15 protein-coding genes are annotated in these 18,289 nt (G+C 64.2%); 5 read left to right on the top strand and 10 right to left on the bottom strand.

The features are described 5' to 3' along the window. Positions 1-115 precede the first annotated feature (115 nt). From P0D96_RS27025 to lpxK, 5 genes are all read right to left on the bottom strand, one after another. Positions 116-874, bottom strand: a complete 759-nt coding sequence (locus P0D96_RS27025) for a 3-hydroxyacyl-CoA dehydrogenase (protein WP_168795051.1) — start codon at positions 872-874, stop codon at positions 116-118. Between the two features lie 279 nt (positions 875-1,153). Next, entirely contained in the window at positions 1,154-1,819 is a 666-nt protein-coding gene (gene adk / locus P0D96_RS27020; RefSeq protein ID WP_132373356.1) for an adenylate kinase, read from the bottom strand. A 214-nt stretch (positions 1,820-2,033) separates the two neighbouring features. Beyond that, positions 2,034-2,834: a 3-deoxy-manno-octulosonate cytidylyltransferase gene (gene kdsB, locus P0D96_RS27015; RefSeq protein ID WP_408179842.1), complete on the bottom strand. Its 801-nt coding sequence runs from the start codon at positions 2,832-2,834 to the stop codon at positions 2,034-2,036. A 148-nt stretch (positions 2,835-2,982) separates the two neighbouring features. After that, complete coding sequence (locus P0D96_RS27010) at positions 2,983-3,186, bottom strand: Trm112 family protein (RefSeq protein ID WP_007180583.1); 204 nt, start codon at positions 3,184-3,186, stop codon at positions 2,983-2,985. Further along, positions 3,167-4,183, bottom strand: a complete 1,017-nt coding sequence (gene lpxK, locus P0D96_RS27005; RefSeq protein ID WP_408316396.1) for a tetraacyldisaccharide 4'-kinase — start codon at positions 4,181-4,183, stop codon at positions 3,167-3,169. The genes P0D96_RS27010 and lpxK overlap by 20 nt, the downstream gene beginning before the upstream one ends. A 567-nt stretch (positions 4,184-4,750) precedes the next feature. On the opposite strand from lpxK, the gene xseA reads away from it, so the two are divergent. From xseA to P0D96_RS26985, 4 genes are all read left to right on the top strand, one after another. Continuing rightward, the gene (gene xseA, locus P0D96_RS27000) at positions 4,751-6,130 is read left to right on the top strand and encodes an exodeoxyribonuclease VII large subunit (RefSeq protein WP_408316394.1); all 1,380 of its coding nucleotides are present in this window, start codon (positions 4,751-4,753) and stop codon (positions 6,128-6,130) included. Between the two features lie 219 nt (positions 6,131-6,349). Continuing rightward, on the top strand, positions 6,350-6,928 hold the full coding sequence (gene sodB / locus P0D96_RS26995) for a superoxide dismutase [Fe] (RefSeq protein WP_132373360.1): 579 nt from the start codon (positions 6,350-6,352) through the stop codon (positions 6,926-6,928). Positions 6,929-7,311: 383 nt separating this feature from the next. After that, the gene (locus tag P0D96_RS26990) at positions 7,312-7,869 is read left to right on the top strand and encodes a glycine zipper family protein (protein WP_132373361.1); all 558 of its coding nucleotides are present in this window, start codon (positions 7,312-7,314) and stop codon (positions 7,867-7,869) included. A gap of 260 nt (positions 7,870-8,129) precedes the next feature. Continuing rightward, a complete protein-coding gene (locus tag P0D96_RS26985; protein WP_408316392.1) occupies positions 8,130-9,896 on the top strand; it encodes a PQQ-binding-like beta-propeller repeat protein in 1,767 nt (588 codons plus the stop codon). 210 nt (positions 9,897-10,106) lie between these two features. Here P0D96_RS26985 and P0D96_RS26980 read toward each other — a convergent pair whose 3' ends face one another. Next, on the bottom strand, positions 10,107-11,549 hold the full coding sequence (locus P0D96_RS26980) for an NYN domain-containing protein (RefSeq protein ID WP_408316390.1): 1,443 nt from the start codon (positions 11,547-11,549) through the stop codon (positions 10,107-10,109). A gap of 243 nt (positions 11,550-11,792) precedes the next feature. Continuing rightward, positions 11,793-12,440, bottom strand: a complete 648-nt coding sequence (gene clpP, locus P0D96_RS26975; RefSeq protein WP_408286776.1) for an ATP-dependent Clp endopeptidase proteolytic subunit ClpP — start codon at positions 12,438-12,440, stop codon at positions 11,793-11,795. 300 nt (positions 12,441-12,740) lie between these two features. Between clpP and P0D96_RS26970 the strand changes: the two genes are divergently transcribed. Beyond that, the gene (locus P0D96_RS26970; RefSeq protein ID WP_408316388.1) at positions 12,741-13,727 is read left to right on the top strand and encodes a sigma-70 family RNA polymerase sigma factor; all 987 of its coding nucleotides are present in this window, start codon (positions 12,741-12,743) and stop codon (positions 13,725-13,727) included. On the opposite strand, the gene P0D96_RS26965 is transcribed toward P0D96_RS26970, so the two are convergent. The 3 genes from P0D96_RS26965 to P0D96_RS26955 all read right to left on the bottom strand — a co-directional run bounded on the left by P0D96_RS26965 (position 13,683) and on the right by P0D96_RS26955 (position 18,163). Continuing rightward, positions 13,683-14,957 carry an EAL domain-containing protein gene (locus P0D96_RS26965; protein ID WP_132373366.1) on the bottom strand — a complete coding sequence of 425 codons (1,275 nt, stop codon included), beginning with the start codon at positions 14,955-14,957 and terminating at the stop codon, positions 13,683-13,685. The genes P0D96_RS26970 and P0D96_RS26965 overlap by 45 nt on opposite strands. A 251-nt stretch (positions 14,958-15,208) precedes the next feature. Beyond that, on the bottom strand, positions 15,209-16,594 hold the full coding sequence (gene mdtD / locus P0D96_RS26960; protein ID WP_408316423.1) for a multidrug transporter subunit MdtD: 1,386 nt from the start codon (positions 16,592-16,594) through the stop codon (positions 15,209-15,211). Between the two features lie 150 nt (positions 16,595-16,744). After that, entirely contained in the window at positions 16,745-18,163 is a 1,419-nt protein-coding gene (locus P0D96_RS26955) for an aminotransferase-like domain-containing protein (RefSeq protein WP_408316386.1), read from the bottom strand. Positions 18,164-18,289: the final 126 nt, after the last annotated feature.

The raw sequence follows: 18,289 nt of genomic DNA, 5'->3' as shown, positions 1-18,289 counted from the left end.
CAAGCGGCCACGCGTCGCACCAGAACCATGCAAAAGAAAACGCCTGCACATGATGATCATGTGCAGGCGTTTTTCATTGGCGCGGGCTATACGAAACCGCGCGCCGCACGCAGGCTTACTTCGGCTGCATCCGAATCGCGCCGTCCAGACGAATCACTTCGCCGTTGAGCATCGGATTGTCGAAGATCTGCTTGGCGAGCATCGCGTACTCCGCCGGTTTGCCGAGACGCGGCGGGAACGGCACCATCGCGCCCAAGGCGTCCTGCACTTCCTGCGGCATGCCGAGCAGCATGGGCGTTTCGAAAATGCCCGGTGCGATCGTCATCACGCGGATCGCGTTGCGCGACAGGTCGCGTGCGATCGGCAGCGTCATGCCGACCACGCCGGCCTTGGACGCTGCATAAGCCGCCTGGCCGATCTGGCCGTCATACGCGGCCACCGACGCCGTGTTGATGATCACGCCGCGCTCGCCGTTCGCGTTCGGCTCGTTCTTCGACATAGCCGCGGCGGCGAGCCGGATCATGTTGAAGGTGCCGATCAGATTGATCGAGACGGTGCGCGCGAACGAGTCGAGCGGATGGGGGCCGTCCTTGCCGACCGTTTTGACGGCCGGCGCGACGCCCGCGCAATTGACGAGGCCGCGCAGCGTGCCGAGCTTGGTGGCGGCTTCGACGGCTTGGGTGGCGTCGTCTTCGCGGCTCACATCGCATTTGACGAAGACGCCGCCGAGTTCTTTCGCGAGCGCCTCGCCGGCATCCACATTCAGGTCGGCGAGCACGACTTTGCCGCCGTTTTCGACGAACAGGCGCGCCGTGGCTGCACCTAGACCCGATGCACCACCGGTGATCAGGAAAACGTTGTCACGAATCTCCATGTCTTCTCCTTTGCTACGGTTCAGTAATGTCTAGATCGAATATCTTTTCGATGATCGATTGTAACGGCTATGCTGCAATGCGGAAAGCGAAGCGGGCCGGCGCCCGATTCACGCGCTGTCAGCGGGCGCAGGCAGAGCAAACCATTACGGATGGCTAATTAATACTGAGCGCGGACGGATAGAGAAAGCGCACCGCACTCGCGCCACGCGTTGCATAAAAAAACCCGCCGGCAAGGGGCGGGTTTTTGCAGAAGCGATCACAGACAGACGCAAACGAGCTTACTTCAACGCCTCGAACGCGCGGTCACGAATTTCGTCGACGCTGCCGAGGCCTGAAATGCGCCGATACTGCGGCGCGGTCAACGGGGTCGACGAATCGCCGTTCTTCGCCCAGGTGTTGTAGTACTCGATCAGCGGTTTGGTTTGCGCCTCGTACACTTCCAGACGCTTCTTGACGGTTTCTTCCTTGTCGTCGTCGCGCTGGATCAGCGGTTCGCCGGTCACGTCGTCCACGCCTTCGACCTTCGGCGGATTGAACTTGACGTGATACGTACGGCCCGACGCCGCGTGCGAGCGGCGGCCGCTCATGCGCACGATGATCTCGTCGAACGGCACGTCGATTTCCAGCACGTAGTCGATCGGAACGCCGGCCTGCTTCATGGCTTCAGCTTGCGGAATGGTGCGCGGAAAACCGTCGAACAGATAGCCGTTCGCGCAGTCCGGCTGCTGCAGACGCTCTTTCACCAGGTTGATGATCAGTTCGTCCGTGACCAGTTCGCCGGCATCCATGAAGCGCTTGGCTTCAAGGCCGAGCGGCGTGCCTGCCTTGACGGCCGCGCGCAGCATGTCGCCAGTGGAAATTTGCGGAATGCCGAACTTTTCCTTGATGAAGGTCGCCTGAGTGCCCTTGCCCGCGCCGGGCGCACCCAAAAGGATCAAACGCATGTGATATCTCCAGATCTATGTGAATTCTTTGGTGGCGCTGCGGACGTCCCACGATGCGTCGAGGGGACCCGCATCGGCTGCCGTTCCAGGTCTCGCGCTGCACGTCGAAGACGACGGCGCTGCAAGACGGCGACGGCGCGACCGGGCAAACCCTGACTCTCGCGTGTAGCGGGAGGCGCGCACAACCGTCCGATTATGCCATGGGTTTTTCCGCTCAAGACCCGAATAAAGCCTGCACGCGCGCGAGATCGGCGGGTGTGTCGACACCGGGCAGCGGCACGTCGTGCGTGACGAGCACCGCGATGCGCTCGCCGTGCCACATCGCGCGCAGTTGTTCGAGCGCTTCGACCTGTTCGATCGGCGAGATTGCGAGGCTGGGATACGTGCGCAGGAATTGCGCACGATACGCGTACAGCCCGATATGCCGATGAACTACCGCGGGCGCGGGCGGCGCGGGCATCGATGCGACATCGGGCCAGTGCGGCTGATAGGCGTCGCGTGCCCATGGAATCGGCGCGCGCGAAAAGTACAGCGCGACGCCGCGCGCGTCGAGCACGACCTTGACGACGTTCGGGTTGAAGATTTCGGCGGGGTCGGTGATCGGGTGCGCGGCGGTGGCGATCGCGCAGCCGTGGCTCGCCGCAAGGTGCGACGCAACGCCGCACACGAGCGCCGGATCGATCAGCGGTTCGTCGCCTTGCACGTTGACCACGATCGTGTCGTCGCTCCAGCCGAATTGCGCCGCGACTTCTGCGAGACGGTCGGTGCCGGACGGATGGTCCGCGCGCGTCAACACCGCTTCGAAGCCGTGGTCGCGGGCGGCGTCGAGCACCGCTTGCGCGTCCGAGGCGACCAGCACCTGCTGCGCGCCCGATTCGCGCGCGCGTTCGGCGACCCGCACCACCATCGGCTTGCCGCCGATGTCGGCGAGCGGCTTGTTGGGCAGACGCGTCGAGGCGAGCCGCGCCGGCACGACGGCGATAAACGGGGGAGTGGTGGTGTTGGCGTGGGTCATCGGCAAGGCAAGCGCAAAGACGGGCGGCGATGAAGCCGGAAAAAATCGGCCGCGCATGCAGCGCGGCCGCGAACGGACAAGTCGACGGATTCAGCTCGCGACACGCGCCACACTGACATGGCGGCCGCCCGCGCGAGCGCAGTCTGACTCAGGCCACCGAGCCCGGATTCAGATCGACCGGCGTGCCTTCCACGGTCTGCCGCGCTTCGTCGACCAGCATGACGGGAATGCCGTCGCGAATCGGATAGGCCAGCTTGTCCGCATTGCAGATCAGCTCCTGCGCGGCGCGGTCGTAGCTGAGCGGGCCCTTGCAGATCGGGCAGACGAGAATTTCAAGCAGGCGAGCGTCCACGGACTTTCTCCACAACTAATGCAATGAGGCGATGATCGAGCGCGGCTTCGACCGGGACAACCCAGATGCGCGCGTCGTGCCAGGACCCTAATTTTACCGCATCCTTTTCCGTTATCAGGATGGCGTCGGCGTCCACGTCCGTAAACGGATTGCGCTCGAACGCGTAGTGATCCGGCAGTGCGCGCGTGGCGGGCGTGAGGCCGGCGGCGCGCAGCGTAGCGAAAAAGCGCTCCGGCGCGCCGATGCCTGCTGCCGCGAGCACGCGATCGCCGCTGAACTGCGCGAGCGGACGGCGCAACGCGGGATTGTCCAGATGCCACGCGTCGGCGGGCGCGAGTTGCAGCGCGAAGGTGTTCGGCCACGCCGGCAGCGTGCGCGCGTAAGGATCGTTGATGAGCGTCGCGTCGCGGCGGCGCGACAGCGGCTCGCGCAGCGGACCGGCCGGCAGCAGGAAACCGTTGCCGCCGAGCCGGTGATCGAACACGACCAGTTCGGCGTCGCGCTCGAGCCGGTAATGCTGCAAGCCGTCGTCGCTCACAATCACGTCGACTTCGCGGTGCGCGGCGCACAGCGCCTGCGCGGCCGCCACGCGATCCGGACAGACCCACACCGGCGCACCGGTGCGGCGTGCGATCAGAAGCGGCTCGTCACCGCCGACACTCGCCGCAGAGGTGGAAGTGACCCGCGTCGGCGTCTTCACGCGCGCGCCGTAGCCGCGCGACACCACGCCGGGCTTGAAGCCCGCGGCGCGCAACGCCTCGACCAGCGCGATCACGGTCGGCGTCTTACCGGTACCGCCGACGGTCACATTGCCGACCACCACCACGGGCACGCCGATGCGCACCGATTTCAACCAGCCGAACGAAAAGGCCGCGCGGCGCGCGGCGGCGATCGCGCCGAACGCGCAGGCGAGCGGCGACAGCGCCCAGGCGAACGGGCCGCGCTGTTGCCATTCGCGCGCGAGGCGTGCTTCGAGACGGTTGCTGACTTCGCTCATGGGCACGTCGCGCAGACGAGTGGCGCGCCGCTCGCTAAAAGGCGCCGGGACGGCGGCGTGAAGGAGCTAGGCGCAATACGCGGGGCAAGCATCAACGCGGTTCTCCGGACTATCGAAAGTGAGGCGAAAAATGAAGCGAGGCGGCAACGGACGCACTCTCGCAGTGTGCCGCAATGCCGGGCGCCGCGGGGCGTTCGGCATGCCGTCGAACCCGCCACTCTAGCGCGCGAGCGTCACGCCCGGCAAGCCGCGCACCATGCGCCGCGCGACGAAACGGTGCTTCCGGCGTCGCTCACAGCCTGTGGATAACTTTGTGGAGAACCTGCCGTCCGACGGGCGGAGAAGGCCATTCGGCGCGCCCGGTATCGGCAATCATTCTCTTTGACGAGATGTAAACACCATATAAATCAACGACATGCCTGGAATTCGTGCGGCCTCGCAGGCAATTTGGCGGGATCCGTCTGGCGGGTCCCGCCATGTGGACACTTTTAACAATTCGAGCGCCGCGCTGGACGCGGATGGCCGGTCGGTCTATCGTCTGTCCGGCCAGCCACCCATATTCCTCGCATGAATCCCGAAAGCCCTTTTTCCTCGTCGGCGACGCCCGACGGTGAGGTCGTCGTTCCCGTTTCGGCGCTCAGTCGCGCGATCGGCACGATGCTCGAACGTTCGTTTCCGCTCGTCTGGGTCGCCGGCGAAGTGTCGAACTTCACGCGCGCCGCGAGCGGCCATTGGTATTTCTCGATCAAGGATGCGCAGGCGCAGATGCGTTGCGTGATGTTCCGCGGGCGGGCGCAATACGCCGAATTCACGCCGCGCGAAGGCGACCGCATCGAAGTGCGCGCGCTGGTGACGATGTACGAACCGCGCGGCGAACTGCAACTGAATGTGGAAGCGGTGCGGCGCACCGGACAGGGGCGTCTCTACGAAGCGTTCCTCCGGCTGAAAGCGCAGCTCGAAGCCGAGGGGCTCTTTGCCGCCGAACGCAAACGCGCGTTGCCGACGCATCCGCGGGCGATCGGCATCGTCACGTCGTTGCAGGCCGCGGCGTTGCGCGACGTCCTGACCACGCTGTCGCGGCGCGCACCGCACATTCCGGTGATCATTTATCCGGCGCCGGTGCAGGGCGCGGGCGTGAGCGGCAAGCTCGCCGCGATGGTCGACGCCGCCAACGCGCGGCGCGAAGTCGACGTGCTGATCGTGTGCCGCGGCGGCGGCTCGATCGAAGACTTGTGGGCGTTCAACGAAGAAGTGCTGGCGCGCGCGATCGCCGAAAGCGCGATTCCCGTGGTCAGCGGCGTGGGCCACGAAACCGATTTCACGATCGCCGACTTTGCCGCGGACGTGCGCGCGCCGACGCCCACCGGCGCCGCCGAACTCGTCAGTCCGCAGCGCGTGCTGCTGTTGCGCGAGTTGGATCACCGCCACGCGACGCTCGCGCGCGGCTTCGGCCGCATGATGGAGCGGCGCGCGCAGCAACTCGACTGGCTCGCGCGCCGGTTAGTGTCGCCGGCCGAGCGGCTCGCGCGGCAACGCACGCATCTGCAGCAATTGAGCGTGCGGTTGGCGTCGGCGGGCGCGCGTCCGGTGCGCGACGCGCGAGCGCGGTTTTCGCTGCTGCAGATGCGCTGGCAGCGTTGGCGTCCGGATCTCGCCGGGCATCAGGCGAAACTCGGCAATCTTTCGCAACGTCTCGACGCGGCTTTGTTACGCCAGCATGAACGTCAGACCGCGCGCATCGACACGCTCGCCGCGCGTCTCGAAGTGCTCAGTCCGCAGCGTACGCTGGAGCGTGGCTATGCCGCCGTGCTCGACGCCCAGAGCGGACGCGCGGTGCGCGCGCCGTCGTCGTTGAAGCCGGGACGGCGCCTGACGGTGCATCTTGCGGAAGGTGCCGCGGATATCGCGCTGGCCGATGTGCAGCCGCGCCTGACCGACGGTTTCTGACACTTCGCCGACCGCCTCGGCGCCTGTACTTTTGACTGTTGCGAAGGCCGGGCACACCGGGTGCGCAAGCACTAATTACGCTGTGCGCGCGGCGTGTTCGCCAATGCCGGGCATAAAGTCCGTTGGTTTGCGGGGTTATTCCAAGTCGCCTACAATCGAGTGCTCAAAAGCGTTATCCGCAGACTCCCCCACAACAGATACAGACAGAAGGAAAGCACCATGGAACATACGCTCCCGCCGCTGCCGTTCGCGAAAAACGCACTCGTGCCGAACATGTCGGAAGAGACGCTCGAGTATCACTACGGCAAGCATCACCAGACCTATGTGACCAACCTGAACAATCTGATCAAGGGCACGGAGTTCGAGAACCTGTCGCTCGAAGAAATCGTCAAGAAGGCATCGGGCGGCGTGTTCAATAACGCAGCTCAAGTGTGGAACCACACGTTCTTCTGGAACAGCCTGTCGCCGCAAGGTGGCGGTGCGCCGACCGGCGCGCTCGCTGACGCGATCAACGCCAAGTGGGGTTCGTTCGACAAGTTCAAGGAAGAGTTCGCCAAGACCGCGGTCGGCACGTTCGGCTCGGGCTGGGCATGGCTGGTGAAGAAGGCCGACGGTTCGCTCGACCTCGTGTCGACGAGCAACGCCGCTACGCCGCTGACCACCGACGCGAAGGCTCTGCTGACGATCGACGTGTGGGAACACGCTTACTACATCGACTACCGCAATGCGCGTCCGAAGTTCGTCGAAGCGTACTGGAACATCGTCAACTGGGAATTCGCGTCGAAGAACTTCGCGTGAGATTGCCGGTGAGTTTGAAACTGGCGCCGCCGGCTGGCTGATCCGGTCGCGGCGTTGATCGTCGAACTCCGTAGCCATTGCAGGAAAGAAAAGCCCTCAAATGCGAGGGCTTTTCTTTTCCCTGGCGTGGCTTGCTGTCGCGCGTCAGTGCGTCGAAGGGTCTCGACGGGGCTCGCGCCCGAGATGCATAGGATTGCTTTTCACACGCCGCGGCGCATGAATCTTTGTCACAGTTGGTAACGGCACGCCGGCTTCCAATTCGCATTCAGCCTGCCGACAGCGTGTCCAGATGCAGGCGGAAAAAATACGGTAACTATCTCGTAAACAAAGCGCCCGCAAATTGGCCTAACGTATGTTTCCCCTATGAAGAAACGTGCGCCACCATGATCTCAAGTCCTCAATCGATACGCGTCGCATTGCCTGTGGCTGCGGTCGCACTGGCGCTCCTCGGCGGTTGCGCGGTGGTGCCGCCGAGCGGTCCATCCATCGTCGCGCTGCCGCGCAGCGGCGAGCCGCTCAATCAGTTCCAGCAGGACGACTACAACTGCCGCGACTACGCTTATCGCTCGACCAACGCCACCGGCGCCTCGCAGGCCGCGACCACGAACAGCGTCAATAGCGCGGCTATCGGCACGCTAGGCGGTGCCGCTGTCGGTGCGCTCTTTGGCGCAGCGGCAGGCAATCCCGGCGCGGGCGCGGCCATTGGCGCGGGCAGCGGCTTGCTGATCGGCGGCGCGACCGGCGCCAACGGCGCACAGTACGCGGGCGGTAGCCTCCAGGCGCAGTACGACGCGGCGTACGCGCAGTGCATGGTATCCAAGGGCAACACGATTTCGCAGCCGCGGATGCCGGTCTATGCGCCGCAACCGGTATATGTTGCTCCGCCGCCCCGTTATTACGGGCCGCCGCCGGTAATGTATGCGCCCTATCCGTACTACTGATCGAATTTCGCCGAGCGTCCGGGGCCACTGAATCGTATCGCCGTCACGTATTGCCTCGTATGGCGGAGAGAGGCGACACGATGGCGATAAACGCCTTTGCAAACAGCGTACGGTTAATCAGCCGTAAGGGCGATGACTGTGTTCAGCGAGCGGGAGACGCGCGTGGCGGGCTCCTCTCTTGCGGCACGCGACGTGAGTCACGGCGCGCACCGTTGGTTGTGCGGAGCTGACCGTCGCATCGTTCAAGAGGCGAGGCGAAAATGCGAATCTCGCAAGCTGGCGCTGAGACATCCGGGCTCGGCGCATGGACCCGTCGGGGCACGGTAGTGGCGCTGATTGCCGTCGCCTCCTGTTTCGCGTCGTGTGGCGGCGGTGGTTCGGGCGCCACGTCGGGGTCGGCGAGCGGAAGTGGCACGTCGAGCGGCTCGGATACAGGTTCCGGTAGCGGTACGGGTTCGACCACCGGCACGGGCACCGGCACCGGAACGACCGGCACGGGCAACACACCGGCAGCGGTGACGGCCTACGCCACCGACGTCCTCATGCATCACAACGATCTCGGCCGCACTGGTCAGATGCTCGCCGAGACCACGCTTACACCGGCGAACGTCAACTCGGCGAGTTTCGGCAAGGTCGCGTTTCTTGCCGCGGACGGCAAGGTCGACGGACAGCCGCTCTTCGTCACCAGCCTGTCGATCGGCGGCACGGCCCACGACGTGGTCTACGTGGTCACCGAACACGATAGCGTCTACGCCTACGACGCCACATCTTTCGCGCAACTGTGGAAAGTCTCGCTGATCGGCAGCGGCGAAACGCCCAGCGACGACCACGGATGCCAGGACATCACCCCTGAGATCGGCATTACGTCGACGCCGGTCATCGACCGCAGTCGCGGCACGAATGGCGTGCTGTATGCCGTGGCGATGACGAAAGACAGTGGCGGCGGCTACCATCACCGGCTGCATGCGCTCGATCTGGCGACCGGCGCCGAAGTGCTCGGCGGTCCGACGGAAATCGCGGCGACTTATCCGGGCAACGGCGCGGGCAGCGTCAACGGGGTGATTACCTTCAACCCGTCGCTGCATACGGAGCGCGCGGCACTTACGCTGGTCGGCGGCAACATCTACATGGGTTGGACCGCGCACTGCATGGGGGGCTCGTACACCGGCTGGATGATGGCCTATAGCGCCGACACGCTGAAACAGACCAGCGTGATCAACATCACGCCGAACGGCAGTCAAGGGTCGATCTGGATGGCCGGCTCGGGCATGGCGTCGGACGGCACGTCGCTTTACGTCGTGGACGGCAACGGCACGTTCGGCACCACGCTGAATGCGCAGGGCTTTCCCGTCGACGGCGACTTCGGCGACTCGATGATGAAGCTCTCCTTGGGCAACCTGCAGGTCACCGATTACTTCGCGATGTCAGACGTGGTCACGCAAGCGGCCACCGACAACGATTTCGGCTCGGGCGGCGCCATGGTGTTGCCGGATCAGACCACGACAGGAGGCGTCGTCAAGCATCTCGCGGTGGCGGCCGGCAAGGACAACCGCATCTACGTCGTCGATCGCGACTCGATGGGCAAATTCAACCCGACGGCCAACAACATCTGGCAGGAGTTGATCGGCACGTTGGCGGGTGGCATCTGGGGATCGCCGGCTTACTACAACGGCGTGGTCTATTACGGCGGGCTGAACGACAACCTGAAGGCGCTGCCGGTCTCGGGGGCGTTCCTTGCGACTACCGCGGCGTCGAGGAGTCCGACCACTTTCCCGTATCCGGGCGCGACACCGGCTGTGTCGGCGAACGGCGCGAGCAACGGCATAGTCTGGGCGGCGGAAAACGGCACGACCGGCGCGTTACACGCGTACAACGCGGGCAATCTCGCCGTCGAGTTGTACAACAGCAACCAGGCCGGCACGCGCGATCAATGGGGCGCGGGCAATAAATTCATCACGCCGATGATTGCGCGCGGGAAGGTGTATGTCGGCGCTACTAATGGGGTGGCGGTGTTTGGGTTGTTGTAAGCGGAAGGGGGATGGTTTCGCGTTGGGTGAGATGCGGCTGTAGTTGAGTGTGTTCGCGTGGGTGTCGGTGATTGGCTTGCGGGTTATCTGGATCGCGGTATGAAAAAGCCCTTGCTCCTTTTTTTGCGGAGCAGGGGCTTTCTGTTTGGCGCTGGGCTAATGCAGTTGCAGCGACATCGGCACGGCTACACACCGCGCCAGATATCACGCTCACTCCGCATCGCTCGTAGCGGCCGTCTTACGCGGACGACGACTGCGCGGCGCCGACTTGCGTGCGGCCTTTTTTGCCGGCGCAGGCGCTTCTTCCGCTGTGGCAGAAGCGGCCGGCGCTTCAGCGGGCGCTGCGATCTCCGGAATATCGTCGATGCTTCGCGGCGCAGCTTTCTTTGCTCGCTTCGCAGCCGTCTTGCGCGGCGCGCGTTCGCTGCGGCGCTTGGGTTGCTTGCCGCTCGTCTCTCGCTCGTCTGCTTCTGCCGACCTCTCCGAGCCACCGGATTCTTCAGCGTTCGCGGTTTCAGCCTCCGCGAAAGGCGCTTCCGGCAGTTCAAAAGCGAACTCAGCATTTTCCGGCGCTTGCTCGCGCACATCGTCCGCTTGAGCCTGAGCGCCACCGCCATTTTCGACGGTCGTACGCTCTTCGTACACGGTCTCCTGCTGGCCGCGTCCTGCTTTGCGATTGCCTCGTCCTCGACGGCGCGACTCGTGTTTGCCACCCGACTCGGCGATCACCGTTTCGGCGACCTGCGCCTCATACAACTGTTCCGCCGACTCCACGACTTCGACGGGCTCGCCCGTGTTGTCGCCGGCCACATTCGCGGCGGTGCTTCGATACACATACGCGCCCGACTTCTCGTCGCGGCCGAACTCGAGCAGCCCGCGAGCATGAGCTTCTTCGAGCAGATTGCCGAAAGCGCGAAAGCCGTAGTACGTTTCGTTGAAATCCGGCTTGCGGCGCTTGATCGCGTTCTTCAGCACCGACGCCCAGATCTTGCCGCTATCGCCGCGTTCGGACGCAAGCGCGTCGAACGTTTGCACCGCGATTTCGACCGCCTTGGTGCGGCGTTTCTCGAGGTCTTCCTTGTTGCGGGTCTTCTCCTCGTCGGGCGCGCGTTTGGCCGCCGGCTGGGCGGACTGTTGCGGGCGCGACGACTCGCGCTTGGCGACCGTGCGCTGACTCTCCCGCACGAGGTCGTCGTAAAAGAAGAACTCGTCGCAGTTCGCGATCAGCAGATCGGACGTGGATTGCTGCACGCCGACGCCGATCACCTGCTTGGCGTTCTCACGCAGCTTCGACACCAGCGGCGAAAAATCCGAATCGCCGCTGATGATCACGAATGTATTGACGTGCGATTTCGTGTAGCAGAGGTCGAGCGCGTCGACCACGAGCCGGATGTCGGCGGAATTCTTGCCCGATTGGCGCACGTGCGGAATCTCGATCAATTCGAAATTGGCCTCGTGCATCGCGCCTTTGAAACTCTTGTAGCGGTCCCAGTCGCAATATGCTTTCTTCACGACAATGCTGCCCTTGAGCAGCAGACGTTCGAGCACCAGCTTGATATCGAACTTGTCGTACTTCGCGTCACGCACGCCGAGCGCGACGTTTTCGAAGTCGCAGAATAGCGCCATGCTGACAGTTTCGTTGGATGACGCCATGTATATCTCCATTGAAGCGATCGTCGAATTGGACGAATCGCGACCATGATAGCGATTCCAGCGGAGGTGATCAGCTTTTGTGTTCCGGGCGCACCGATACGGGCGGCGCGAACCCCCGACGGCGCGCGCTTTTTGTGACGTTCTCCAGGGTTCTTGCAGGCATGCCGACACCGTGCCTAAACAGTCTCAGCGTTACAGCCCTACGGCGTTGGTTCGCAGTGGGTGACCACACGGGCCACCGTGCTACCTATCCTGGTGATACGGCGCGACATTCAGCGCCGCGCGTGTTTCAAGCACTTCATCGACGAGACCGTACGTCTTCGCGGCCTGCGCCGACATGAAGTTGTCGCGGTCGGTGTCGCGGGCGATTTCCTCGATGCTGCGCCCGGTGCGCTCGGCCGTTATCGCATTCAGGCGCTCTCGCAGATAGAGCACTTCCTTCGCCTGAATCTCGACGTCCGCCGCCGTGCCCTGGCTGCCGCCCGACGGCTGATGAATCATGATGCGCGCGTTCGGCAAGGCATACCGTTTGCCGCGTTGACCGGCTGTCAGCAGAAAGGTGCCCATGCTCGCGGCGAAGCCGGTGCACAAGGTCGATACCTCCGGTTTGATGAATTGCATGGTGTCGTAGATCGCGAGGCCGTCGTACACCGAACCGCCCGGCGAATTGATGTAAAAAGAAATATCCTTGTCGGGATTCTCGGACTCCAGAAACAGCAACTGGGCGACAATCACACTGGCCGATTGCTCGTTGACGGGCCCGACCAGAAACACGATGCGCTCGCGCAGCAAGCGCGAATAGATGTCGTAGGCGCGCTCGCCGCGGCCGGACTGTTCGATCACGGTGGGCACGAGGCCAAGGCCGGTGATGGTTGAATGGCTGGACTGCATATTGACCTCGCGTATGCGGTCTGGGTGACCGCGGTTTGTGCGGAGCGTGTGGCTTCATGGCGCGAAGCCTCCAGGCTGCGCCTTAGCCGTTCCGTAACCTGCGCATTCCTTGCGCTGGTTGTTGTCCCTATGACGACGGGACACAGGGCGCCGTGACAGAAATATTTTTTTGCGGACCTGTCACATCGCTCGATGCCCAGCCGTCAAGACGAAAAGAATCAGGATGTCGGCGCGCACCCGGATCATTTCGCAGGCAGGGCGCCGCGCGCTTTTCACCACGCACGATCTGGAGGTCTACGTATGACAGAACAAGGAATCGACAAGGCATCCAGCTTCGAGGCCGTGCGCGCCCGCCTGCTCGCGCTGGCGTACCGGATGCTCGGCAGCCGCGCCGAAGCGGAAGACGTGGTGCAGGACGTCGGATTGAAATGGCACCTCGCGGACACGCAGGAGGTGCAGCTACCTGTCGCCTGGCTCACCACGATCACCACGCGCGTGGCGATCGACCGGCTGCGGCGTGTGCAGCGCGAACGCGCGTCGCAGGCCGCCGGCTGGTTGCCGGAGCTGTGGCTCGACGAGGTGGCGCCATCGGCCGAAGAACTGGCCTTGCGCGCGGCGGAGATGTCCTATGGCGTGATGCTGCTGCTCGAGCGTCTGAAACCGGACGAACGGGCAGCGTTCGTGCTGCACGAAGCGTTTGATTGTGACTACGCGGAGATCGCGGCCATTCTCGAGCGAACGCCGGCGGCCTGCCGGCAGATCGTCCATCGGGCCAAGGCGCGCCTGCAACGCGCGGGTGCACCGGTGGAGCCCGCCGATCCCGCAGCGCATGCGCGGATCGTCGAGCGCTTGCGCACGGCGTTGGAGGCGCAGGATCGAGTCGGCTTGTTGCGGCTCTTTAGTGACGCGCCGGAAGTCGTCAGCGACGCGCCTGTGTGCGCGCCGGTGAGCACGTCTGAACCGGCGGTGGCAGGGTGGATGGATACGGTAACGTCGCTCGTCGAACACGCGAGCAACGCCGAGACGGTATCGGTGGCGGGCACATTGTGTATCGCCGTGCTCTTCGAGGGCGAGGTGGTCGGAGTACTCGACGTGTCCACGAATAGCCTGGCGGATGGCTCCACGAAGATCGTGGCGATGCGCGTGGTGACCAGCGCGGCGCGTCTGCGAGCCACCAACCGCATGCTGGGCCGCGCGGCAGTCTCGCAACTGCTCGCACGGATCCAGCAGAGCGCCATGAGCTCAGTTGCGGTGGGCTGCGACTTCCCAGTTGATGTCCACGCATAGCACCTGCGTGCCCGTCGGCGTGTGCGCGGCGATCGAGGCGGTCACGCACAGATGCGCTTCGTTGATGGATAGATAAGGCGGCGTGAGATGCACGTGGCCGGGTGTGCGCATCGCCTGGATGAAGTATGGCCGGCGCTCCCAGCTTGCGCCTTCCGAATGCAGCAGCGGACGGAAACGCTTGGCGCGTTGCGAGGCGCGCCCCGGCGGGAGCACGTTGTCGCCGATCTGCCGGCCCGACCCGTCGAGCACGAAGCAGCGTGCCGTCTCGCCGAGCATCAGAAGCGGCGCAGTGGCTTGCGCGACCGACTCGCCGGCCACCAGTTGCGCGGCGGCCGTCTCGAGCGCCGTGACATACGGTGCGAGCCGTGCCGATTGTGCGTGTTCGCGCGCGGTGACCCGTTCGCGCAGCGCCGCGGAAAGCGAGTCCATCAAACCGGCCGCCGCTTGCGGCTTGACCGGTTCGACGCTCGGGCCCGCGAAGAACGCGCCTTGCACGAAGTCCACGTTGCATTCGAGCGCGATCAGCGCGTCGCGTTCGGTGCTCAGGCCACCCATCAGCACCAGTTGGCCGGATTCGTGCAGCAGCGAGACGAGGCCCGGCAGCACGCGTTCAATGTGCGAATGTTCGCTGGCTTGCGCGAGAATGCAGCGGTCGAGAGTGACGATGTCCGGCCGCAGATTCCACACGCGGTCAATGTTCGAATGCTTCGCGCCGAAGCCGTCGAGCGCGATCAGGAAGCCGGATTTGCGCAGCGCGTCGACGATTTCGGCAAAGCGCGTGGTTTCGCCGCCCGCCTGTTCGGACACTTCGAGCACCACGCGCTGCGGCGGCAGGCCGAGCGCCTTGAGGCCTGCGAGCAGCGCGTCGCCGTAACTGGTGTCCATCAGCGCGGCGGGGTGCAGGCTCAGGAAGAGCCATTCGTCGTGACTGTCGAACGCGTTGAAGTTGCCCAGATGCAGCGATTCGGCGAGCCGCCCGAGTTCGAGCAGGTCGCCGCGTCGTGCGGCTTGCGTGAAAACCTCGTGGGACGGCACTTGCAGCGCGTGTTCGTCATGGGCGCGCAGCGACGCGTGATAACCGATCGCGCGCCGGTGCGACACGGAGAAAACCGGCTGGAACACGCTGAAAACAGTGTAGCCGCCGTACAGAACGGTGCGCCGGGAGCCTTCGTCGCCGGCCATCGGGCGCGGTGGCTGGAAGCCGGGAGGATCGAGTTCGATCATGCTCATCATGTCAGTCGTGTGGAGGTGGCTGCGCGCCTGCATGCTCGACACAAGTTCGCACGCGCAAGATGTGAGTTTACAGGATTGGCGAGCAAGAACTATGCGCGTGCGGAAACACAGCACGCATGCCCGATTGTCACACTCAGATTAGACGATTGTGCGCCAGCACGGGTGCGAAGGCGACGGTTCGCACTTCGCTGGTGCGGCCCGCGCCCCGTTGCGGGTCGGTGGCGGGCGCGCAGCCGGGTAGACCCGCATCAGGTCCGTTCGGAAGGATCGGTCTTTTTCGCGGGCGTGCGGATGTCCGGCGACAGTTGCGCAAAGATCCACGACGAGCCTGCCGTGATGATGCCGACACACAGGAAGGTCGCGTGGAACGCGGGCAGCGAATTGGCGGCCGTCACGCGCGGCAGCAGGCCGGTGAAGGTCGCGAGCAGGGCGCCGGCCACCGTCACGCCGAGACTCATCGAAAGCATCTGGACCAGCGAAAACAGGCTGTTGCCGCTGCTCGCGCCGCCGGTGCCCAGGTCCTTGAGCGTCAACGTGTTCATCGCGGTGAACTGGATCGAGTTGACGCCGCCGAAGAACGCCAGTTGCACGAGCCGCAGCCACAGCGGCTGGTTCGCGGTAGTGAGCGCGAAGCTTGCCATGGTCAAGCCGACCAGCACCGTGTTGATGATCAGCACGCGCCGATAGCTGTGCTTGATGATCAGGCTCGTCACCAGGCGTTTGGACGCCATGCCCGCAGCCGCCACCGGCAGCATCATCATGCCGGCTTCAAACGCGCTATAGCCGAGGCTCACCTGCAATAGTAGAGGGATCAGATAGGGCATCGCGCCGCTGCCGATCCGCGCGAACAGATTGCCGAGCAGGCCGACGCTGAAGGTGTGGATCTTGAAGAGATCGAGCGAGAAAATCGGCGTGGGCTCGCGCACGGCGTGCAAGCCGTAGGCGACAAAGCAGGCGAGGCTGAGGATCAGCAGCACCAGCACCGTGGCGTGCTGAATGCCGAACTCGGTGCGGCCGTCGAGCGCGAACGAAATCGCCACCATGCCGACGATCAGCAGCAGATAGCCTTTCATGTCGAACTTGCCGACGTGTTCATTCCGGCTATCCGGCATGTAGATGAACGTGGCGATGCAACCGACGATTCCCACCGGCACGTTGATCAGAAAGATCCAGTGCCACGAGGCGATCTTCACGAGCCAGCCGCCGAGCGTGGGGCCGATCAGCGGGCCGATGAGACCCGGAATCGCCACGAACGAGAGCGCCGGCAAATAGCGTTCGGCCGGAAAGGTGCGCAACACGGCGAGCCGCCCGACCGGCAGCAGCATCGCCCCGCCCACGCCCTGCATGATGCGGAAGGCCACGAGCTGGTTCAAGGTATGCGCGTTTGCGCATAGTAACGAGGCGACGGCGAACACGAGGATCGCGCTGAAGAACACGCGTCGCGTGCCGAGCTTGTCGGCGAGCCAGCCGGACACCGGGATCATCACGGCCATCGTCAGTGAATAGGCGATCACCACCGATTGCATGCGCAGCGGCAACTCGCCGAGGCTCGTCGCCATCGCGGGGAGCGCGGTGTTGACGATGGTCGAGTCGAGGGTCTGCATGAAGAAGCCAGTGGCGACGACCCACAGCATCACGGTGAGCGAGCGGGGCGAAGGTGTACTGGACGTACCGGGCGTGGTGGCGGGCGGAGTCGGCGTGGACATGGAGGGCGGCTAGGCGCGCAGGGACGGGCTGGGACTCGCTATTCTAGGGAAAAGCGCGGGCCGGCGCTCATTCAGAACTCACTCCGACGCCGGCAACGCCGCCGCGGCGCGAAAGAACGCCTGCGCACGCGGGTCATTACCGAATGCGATGTGAATCCTGGTCCACGGGCTCACTTCCATATTCGGCCGGAAGTGATTGCCCGGCACGACGGTCACCCCCAGCGGCACGCCGCATTCCACCAGCCGTTCCGCATTGGCGACATGCGGCACGCGAGCCCACACGAATTTCCCGCCCACGGGCTTGTCGAAAATTTCCCAACCCGCGTCTTCGAGCGTCTGAATGGTCGAGCCGAGCGCATCGCGCATACGCCGACGCAGGCGCTCCAGATACTTGCGATACGCGCCGCGCTCCAGCATCGCCACGGCGACCGCTTCGGCAAAACGCGAGCCGCCGATGCTCGTCAGCATCTTGATGTCGACCAGATCCTTGATGATCGCGTGGCTCGCGACCACACAGCCGATCCGCAGCGACGACGACAGCGTCTTCGACAGCCCGCCCACATAGATCACATGTTCGAGCTGGTCGAGCGTGGCGAGCCGATCGGTGAGGTCGGTCTGGAAATCGGCGTAGATATCGTCTTCGATGATCGAGAAGCCGTGCTCACGCGCCAGTTGCAGCAGCCGGAAGGCAACCGGCGGCGCCACATTGGTGCCGGTCGGATTGTGGAACACGGTGTTGATGAACAGCAGCTTGGGCCGATACGACTTCAACTGCTCCTGCATCACATCCAGATCGGGACCGTTGCGTGTGCGCGGAATGCCGACCAGTTTCACGCCGTGCAGCTTCAGCAGACCGTGGAGGTTGTAGTAACCGGGGTCTTCGACAAAGATCGTGTCGCCTGCCTTGAGCATGTAGCGCATCAGCAGATCGAGCGCCTGGCTTGCGCCGTTGGTGATGAGGATCTGCGACGTGTCAGCCTGAATCCCCAACTGGCCGATGCGGCTTTGCAGATGCTCGCGCAACGTCAGGTTGCCGAGCGGGGTGGCGTAATCGACCATGCTCGCGAGATCGGTGCGCGACACGTGGCGGATTGCCTGCGCGATGCTGTCCGTGTCGCGCCACGCTTCAGGGATGAAGCCGCTACCGAGCTTGAGCGTTTCGCCCGGATGGTTGAACTGCTGCAGGAGATGGTCCGACTCGTCCTCGGCGCGGCGGGGATCCGAGGAGCCCTGGCAGTGCGTGCCCGCCGGCTGGCGGTCGGCGACATAGAAGCCGGAGCCGTGGCGCGAGTCGACGTAGCCCAGCGACACCAGCCGGTCGTAAGCCTCGATCACCGGAAAGCGGCTCACGCCGTAGTTGGCGGCGAACTGGCGAATCGACGGCAGCTTTGAACCGGGGTGCGCGATGCGCGAGCGGATCCACGTCGTGACGCCGGTGACGATCTGCTCGGTCAGCGGCACGCCGTTGTCTCGATCGAGCTGGATTTCGAGTTTCATGAGGATCTACCTTCACCGAATCGCAGGCCGGATGCGCTCGAACTCGGCGCTAAAAAACATGCTGCCCGCGCTAACTGTCCGGTTTTTCGACTGAACAGTTCCGACGGAAGTGTTCGGAACTGTGCA

Source organism: Paraburkholderia sp. RL17-347-BIC-D (assembly GCF_046027915.1).
Taxonomy (GTDB): Bacteria; Pseudomonadota; Gammaproteobacteria; order Burkholderiales; family Burkholderiaceae; genus Paraburkholderia.
Note: the sequence above shows the minus strand (reverse complement) of the source record. Positions and strands in the feature narration are given on the sequence as shown.